Source organism: Bradyrhizobium sp. Ken51 (genome assembly GCF_055807435.1).
The window spans coordinates 22,812-29,243 of the sequence record NZ_JBVVPB010000052.1; the positions used below are offsets into that span (position 1 = coordinate 22,812).

Consider the following 6,432-nt stretch of genomic DNA (forward strand, 5'->3'; position numbering starts at 1 on the left):
CTGTCCTCCCGAAAATCCGGATTTTCGCTCCGGTTAGTCAGGACATTTGCCGAAATGTTATAACAAGTCAACCGCGGCAAGGCTGCTGCCCGTCATTGACATTGGAACGTTATCTTGCGCGGCTCGGAACTCCGGCGCTCGCTTCCAGACCAGAGATAGTTCCAAGCCGACGATGCGCCGCTTGACGTATCCGTCGATGTCCAGCCGCCCGTGCCCGCGCGACGTCAACCTGCGAGAAACCCGCCATTCACAGCAACGACGGTACCGGTCGCATATTGCGACGCCGGCATGCAGAGGAACGACGGCGCCGGCAATATCTTCCGGCCGTCCCCACCGCTTGAACGCGGTGCGTCGGCGATGCGCTGGTCATGCGCGAGATCAGTCCGGCCGGCGGCGTTGATCGCGGTCTCGATATAGCCGGGCGCAACCGCGTTGATGCGAATGCCCTCTTCGGCCCACTTCAAGGCCAGTGCCTTGGTCAACATCACGACGCCACCCTTACTAGCGCAATAGGCGGGGATACGCGGCAGCGCCAAAACCGCGTTCATCGAGGCGATGTTGACGATCGATCCGAGACTCCGCAAGCAGCGCGCGAAAAGCCATACAGGTCCGGAAGGTGCCGGTGAGATTGACGTCGAGAACCTTCACGAAAGTCTCGATCTCGAATTCCTTGTCGCGGGCGAGAATCCCGCTGCAGCTCCAATCAACACGGTCGCCCAGGAAACGCTGGTAACGACGCCTCGACTGGTCCGCAACGGCAACCCGCCCTGACCAAAATTCTACTTTGCCCAAGCCAGGCTGACCTTGTCTCTGGGACACCACAGCGCCGCTCGCGCGCGCTTCGACTGTCTCCAGCTGAGATCGCGGTTCCATGGATCACCAATAAGGCAAGAGCCGCCTCGCTTGGTATGGCCCGGGAAGGGCAGCGCAATTTCATCTGCCCCCTCAGACGAAAGCTTACGTAGGCATCTGCCTGTTTAGAGCTTTGAACAATGAGTCGGGCTCGTTAGAACCTCGCCAGTGCCGCGTGCGAGAGGATCGAAAAGTTGCGCGATTGAACGGCGACCGCACAAAAGCACCGGCCGAAGCCAGATGGGCAAATCGATCCGACACAGAATTCTCGACTTCGACCATGCAGAGAGCAAGTTACTACTGCCAACGAGACGGTGAGTGCACCGTATCACGCTCCGGTTGGTCGAGGCGCCCGCCACGGGATGGCGGGCTTAGAAGTGTCCAATGCGCGTACGAAGCTATTGCTGCAGCGCCTCGAGCTTGGCGTTCTTGCCATCGACTACCTTGAACATAACATAGTGCGGCTGCATCTGCCCGTTCGGCAGGAACTGGACGTCGCCGAACACCGTCCCCTTGACTGGCTTGCCGCGGATGGCCTCCGCGACGGTCTTGCGGTCGAGCGACTTTGTAGACTCCACCGCCTGCGCCCACACCTGCACGGCGGCGGCGCCCAGCGCGGCGCTCTTATCGGGAGCGGCTCCATAGGCCTTCGTGTAGGCAGCCACGAACGCTTTACTCTCCGGAATGGTCGTGAACGGCGGCAGGTCGGGGAAGAAAATGTCCGCTGAGATCACGCCGTTATTGGCATCGCCGGCCACCTTGAACACCGTAGTCAACATGATGCCGACCGCGCCGACGAAGGTCGACTTGACGTCGGCCTGGCGGTACTGCTCGACCATCGCCGGCAAGCCTGAAGAATTTGAGGAGTTCGTGACGATAATCGCGTCCGGATTGGCGCCCTTTAGATTGGTGAGTTGGACGCGGAAATCGGTATCCTTGAATGCGAATTTCTCGGTCATCACGACCTGGCCGGAGAAATTCAGCTTCTTAAACTCGGCTTCGACGGCGGATTGGAAGCCGTTGCCGTAGACGTCGTTCTGAGTCAGGAAAGCCACCTTCTTCGCTTTCATGGTCTCGACGACATACTTAGCGATCACGGCAGCGTCAAAGCCGTTCGAGCTGTTGATGCGGATCGCGTACGGATTGGTTTCGCCGCTGAGGATCAGCTCCGATTTCGAGACCGCCGTGATGTCGAGAACGTTGCCGCGAGCGAGGATCGGTTGCATCGCGAGCGTTACTGGTGAGTTCCAACCTTCAATGACAACGTCGGCCTTCTCCGCAATCATCTCGTTGGCGCGGCTGACGCCGACTGCGGGTGTGCTTTCGTCGTCCTTGGAGATCATCGTGAGCTTGCGGCCGAGCAGTCCACCCTTGTCGTTGATCTGCTGCACCATCAACTTGACCGCATTAGTCACGGTCTGTCCGTCTGGGCCGGCGCCGCCGCTCAGCGGAAAGATGGTGCCGACCTTGATGTCCTGCGCCATCGCTGGCATGGACGCGAGACTCGCCAGCAGCGCGAGAGCCAGTTTCGTCTTGTGCATGCTATTCCTCCCCAAATGTGTCTTTAGGACTTCTTGGTAATACGGCGATAGAGGCCCACGAGACCGGTGGGCCAGAAGATCAGGACCAGTGCGAGCACGGATCCCAGCACGATCTTGTTCCAGTCACCGCCGAGCGAGAACAGGTTCTGCTGGGCGATCAGGAGTGCGGTGCCGATCAGGGGCCCCAGTAGGATGCGGCGTCCGACCAGCACGATGGCGGTGAGCATAAGGACCAGAAAATAGGACTCGAACATGTCCGGGCCGACATAGGCGCGCTGATACGCGTACAGCCAGCCGGCGAGCCCCGTGATCGGTGCGGATATCACGAATACTGCGAGCCTGATCCGGCGTGGATCGACGCCAAGGCTCGCAGCGAGTGCCGGGTTCATCTGCACCATCAGCGCAGTGATGCCGAGGCGGGAGCGACGAAAGCGTGCGATGAAGGCCAAAGTCAACACAAGCAGGGCGAAGGCGATCGGCCAGAGATCCTCTTGCATCGCGCCGGAGAAATTCGTGAAGATCAAAGGTAATTTCAGGGGCGGAATGCCGACGATGCCATCCGAACCGCCCACCGCGTCCCAGTTGAATGCGATCTCGTATGCGACGACGGCTGCCGCGTAGGTCACGAGCGAGAAAACGAATTCGCGGGTGCGCAAGGTCACCGCGCCAAGGAAGGCCGCCGCAGCGAGGCATAGCGCGATTGTCGTCGCAGCCGTGATCCATCCGTTGACGCCGTAGGTGACGGAGAGGTTCGCGGCTGCATAGCCGCCGATGGCCCAGAACACGGTGTGCCCGAGGCTGACCTCGCCGAGGTAGGACAAAATGATATCGGCGCCGTAGCACATCACCGCGAAAATCGCGATCGTGGTCAGCGTTGAATAAGCAACCGAGGTGCCGCCGAGCAGGCGCGGCAGGAAGAAGCCGATCACGACGGAAGCCGCGATCGCGAGCAGGCGCAGGAACGGGATTGAGGCCGGCCGAGAGGATTCGATCGCGGTCATCTGGTCGCAAGCCCCGCGGGACGGATCACCAGCAAAGCCAGCAGCAGCGCAAAGGCAGCCGCCGTCGTGTAGGCCGGCGCGACGAATGCGCCGAAGAAAGCCGTGAACAGGCCGAGCCCGAGGCCAGCCGCGAGCGCGCCGCCAATCGAACCGATACCGCCTAACACGACCACGACGAAGGTCATGATGACCTCGTTAAAGCCCATGCTGGTCAAGATCGGTGAACGGGGCGCAACCAGTGCCGCGCCCAGGGCGACCGCAGAACATTCGAACATGAAGACGAGGAGGTAGACTGTCTTGGCGTTGATCCCGAACAGCTCCGCGAGCTTGGGATCCTCGGCGACGGCGCGAATGACCGCGCCGAACCGGGTGCGCCGCGTGAATACCCAAACGGCGCCATAGAGCAGAATCGTGACGACAAGAACCAGCACATCCTGCCAGGTGAACCACAGCGGGCCAAGATCCACCTTCGCCCGCGCCAATGTTCCGGGAAGGATCTGCGGGTTGCCGCCGAAGATCAGGGCACTTACGCCCTGGAGGACATAACCGAGCCCCAGCGTGACGATCATCAGGCTGGTCAGGTTCTGTGTCATCACCAAGCGCATCATCGCGCTTTGCATCAAAAGGCCAGTTGCTCCAAGTACGATGATCGCCACGAGGACGGCGAGTGGATAGGGCAGACCTAGCTTGGTGATGGCGTACCAGGTGACGAACGCCCCGAGCATATAGAGCTGGCCATGGGCGAAATTCACGAGGCGCGCCACGCCTAGCAAAATGGTCCAGCCGAGGGCGATGCATGCATAGCCGGAACCGAGCACGATGCCGTTGATGATCTGCTGCGCAACGTTCATGGAGGTGCATCCGCGATCGTGCCGAGGTAGGCCTCGATGATGCGGTGATCGGCCGCCATTACCGCGGCCGCACCTTCGCCGACGACCCGGCCGCGTTCCAGCAGATAGAGATAATCGACCACTTTGAGCGCGGCTTTCACATTCTGTTCGACCAGCAGGACCGGCAGCCCGCGATCGACCAGCAGGCGGATGCGGGAGAGCAGGTCGGTGATCAGTCGAGGCGCGAGCCCCGCGGAGGGCTCGTCCAGCATCAGAACGCGCGGTCCAGCGAGCAGTGCGCGTCCCACAGCAAGCATCTGCCGCTCGCCGCCGGACAGTGCCGCGCCCTTGTGCGAGCGGCGCTCGGCTAGGCGTGGAAAAAAGTCGAAGACCTCCGGGGTGGTGAAGAGGTGCCTGCCGGTCGCGTCGGCCGGGGGACGCACCAGCTCGAGGTTCTCGTCCACCGTCAGTTCGGCGAAAATGTTCTTGCCTTCCGGTACCAACGTGAGGCCGCGTCCCACCCGCTCGTGGGCCGCGAGCCTCTCAATGTTGCGGCCCTCAAGCTGGACCTGACCTGTTACAACGGCGTGGCCGCGTGACCAGCCGGCCAGCGCGTTGACCAGCGTGGTTTTGCCGGCACCGTTGGCGCCCACGAGGCCGACCATCCGGCCGGCGGGAACGTCGATACTAACGCCTGACACCGCAACATTGCCGGCGTAGCGGACGCAGAGATTGTCGCTGCTCAGCACGCCGGTCATTCGTCGCGCCCCAGATAAGCTTCGCGAACCCGGGCATCGCGTTGGATCTCGGTCGGCGTTCCCGTCGCCAGCATCGCGCCCTGGTCGATCATGACTATGCGGTCGGCGATTGACATGATCAGGTCCATGTGATGCTCGATCACCACAAGGGCCAGCCCGCGCTTGCGCAACCCGATCAGGACGTCGGCGAGCTTCTTCATGTCGCCACCGCTAAGGCCGGCGGCCGGTTCGTCCAGCAGCAGCACTTTTGCTCCGGTGCCATAGGCAAGCGCCACCGACAGCAGCCGCTGCACGCCGTAGGGAATGTCGCCCGGAAGCTGGCCATGGTACTGCCGTGGGATGCCGAAGAAGTCGAGTAGTTGTGCGGCGGCGGTCTCGGCGGAACGGCGGGTCGAGGCCTCGCGCCACGGTGCGAAAAGCGAAGTCATCAAATTGGTCGAGAAGTCGCGGAAGATCGCCGAAACGGCATTCTGCAGGACCGTTAACTCGCCGAAGAACGAGTTCTGCTGGAAGGTTCGGCGCAGGCCGCGGCTGGCGAGATCGAATGTTTGGAGCGCGGAGACGTCGCTGCTATCGAGGAAGGCACGGCCTCGATACGTCACGGCGTTGGTAACGGCTGCAAAGCAGGTGCTCTTGCCGGCGCCGTTAGGGCCAATGATGCCGAGGATCTCGTTGCTATGAACCGACCAGCTCATGTCGCGCAGCGCGACCAGCGCGCCGTACTGGACGGTTAAACCTTCGACGTGCAGCACCTCGCCGGCACTCGTGCGGGTTTCCCCGGAATTTGCCACCCGGCTGTCCATCCCTCGTTGTTCTGATCGCAGCGGTGGCGACCGGTCTTATTGGCGGGCAGCTAACGGAGCAATCGATGGGGATCAAATCGCAGGAGAAGCCGCCTCGCATAGGGATCGTATCGCTGACAGACAGCGAAAACTTGTGCTGACTGGTTGCCTTCGACACCCTGGGGTCTAGCTACTGCGAGGCCCGCAACCTGCACGAAAAAAACTTGGTTCGTCGGCAAGCTCCTGCAAAACGGTCGCTCGGTCAAAGGTTCGAGGGACGGTACGGCAAAAGGACGCGAGCGCGCGCGTCGCGAGGCCGAGAATAAAGAAGCTGCGGCACCACATGTACATCGCGCTTGCAAGACTAACGAAGCCATGATGCGCGCCAGGTCACGCGAAGAGTTCTACGATCTTCGCCGAAACGACGCGATTGCATCGAGACGGGACGTCGATTGTGATGCCCCAATAACAATCCAGCTATGGGTCCTGGTTTAGCCGCAAGTAGGCCATTGAGGAAGGCTGTCTCACTCGAGAGGGTCATTTCCTTTCGGCTCTTGCAAGAACTTCGGCATGTGGTTACGCGGTTCACGATCACGCGGGGCGGGGCGTTCGGACGGGTCGCGGCCGAGCTTGGACTGCAGCTCGACGAGGTCGGTGAAGACGTCGGC

Annotated in this window: 7 protein-coding genes and 1 pseudogene; 1 reads left to right on the plus strand and 7 read right to left on the minus strand. The window is 61.5% G+C overall.

The window, feature by feature from the left end:
* Nucleotides 1-224: 224 nt before the first annotated feature.
* The gene (locus AC0L27_RS38755) at nt 225-548 is read right to left on the minus strand and encodes an SDR family oxidoreductase (protein WP_473323142.1); all 324 of its coding nucleotides are present in this window, start codon (nt 546-548) and stop codon (nt 225-227) included.
* Nucleotides 549-555: 7 nt separating this feature from the next.
* Here AC0L27_RS38755 and AC0L27_RS38760 point away from each other — a divergent pair, with 7 nt between their 5' ends.
* Entirely contained in the window at nt 556-771 is a 216-nt protein-coding gene (locus AC0L27_RS38760) for a hypothetical protein (protein WP_473323144.1), read from the plus strand.
* A gap of 479 nt (nt 772-1,250) precedes the next feature.
* Here the strand turns inward: AC0L27_RS38760 and AC0L27_RS38765 are convergent, their stop codons facing one another.
* From AC0L27_RS38765 to AC0L27_RS38790, 6 genes and pseudogenes are all read right to left on the minus strand, one after another.
* Complete coding sequence (locus AC0L27_RS38765) at nt 1,251-2,393, minus strand: ABC transporter substrate-binding protein (protein ID WP_473323146.1); 1,143 nt, start codon at nt 2,391-2,393, stop codon at nt 1,251-1,253.
* Between the two features lie 23 nt (nt 2,394-2,416).
* Nucleotides 2,417-3,394 (minus strand): branched-chain amino acid ABC transporter permease, encoded by a 978-nt coding sequence (locus tag AC0L27_RS38770; protein WP_473323148.1) that lies wholly within the window; start codon nt 3,392-3,394, stop codon nt 2,417-2,419.
* Complete coding sequence (locus AC0L27_RS38775; protein ID WP_473323152.1) at nt 3,391-4,245, minus strand: branched-chain amino acid ABC transporter permease; 855 nt, start codon at nt 4,243-4,245, stop codon at nt 3,391-3,393. Before AC0L27_RS38775 ends, AC0L27_RS38770 begins: the two co-directional genes overlap by 4 nt.
* Complete coding sequence (locus AC0L27_RS38780; protein ID WP_473323154.1) at nt 4,242-4,982, minus strand: ABC transporter ATP-binding protein; 741 nt, start codon at nt 4,980-4,982, stop codon at nt 4,242-4,244. Before AC0L27_RS38780 ends, AC0L27_RS38775 begins: the two co-directional genes overlap by 4 nt.
* Nucleotides 4,979-5,773, minus strand: coding sequence for an ABC transporter ATP-binding protein (locus AC0L27_RS38785; RefSeq protein ID WP_473323156.1), 795 nt, complete (start codon nt 5,771-5,773; stop codon nt 4,979-4,981). Before AC0L27_RS38785 ends, AC0L27_RS38780 begins: the two co-directional genes overlap by 4 nt.
* A 515-nt stretch (nt 5,774-6,288) precedes the next feature.
* Nucleotides 6,289-6,432: pseudogene (locus tag AC0L27_RS38790) on the minus strand (LabA-like NYN domain-containing protein); the annotation flags it as partial.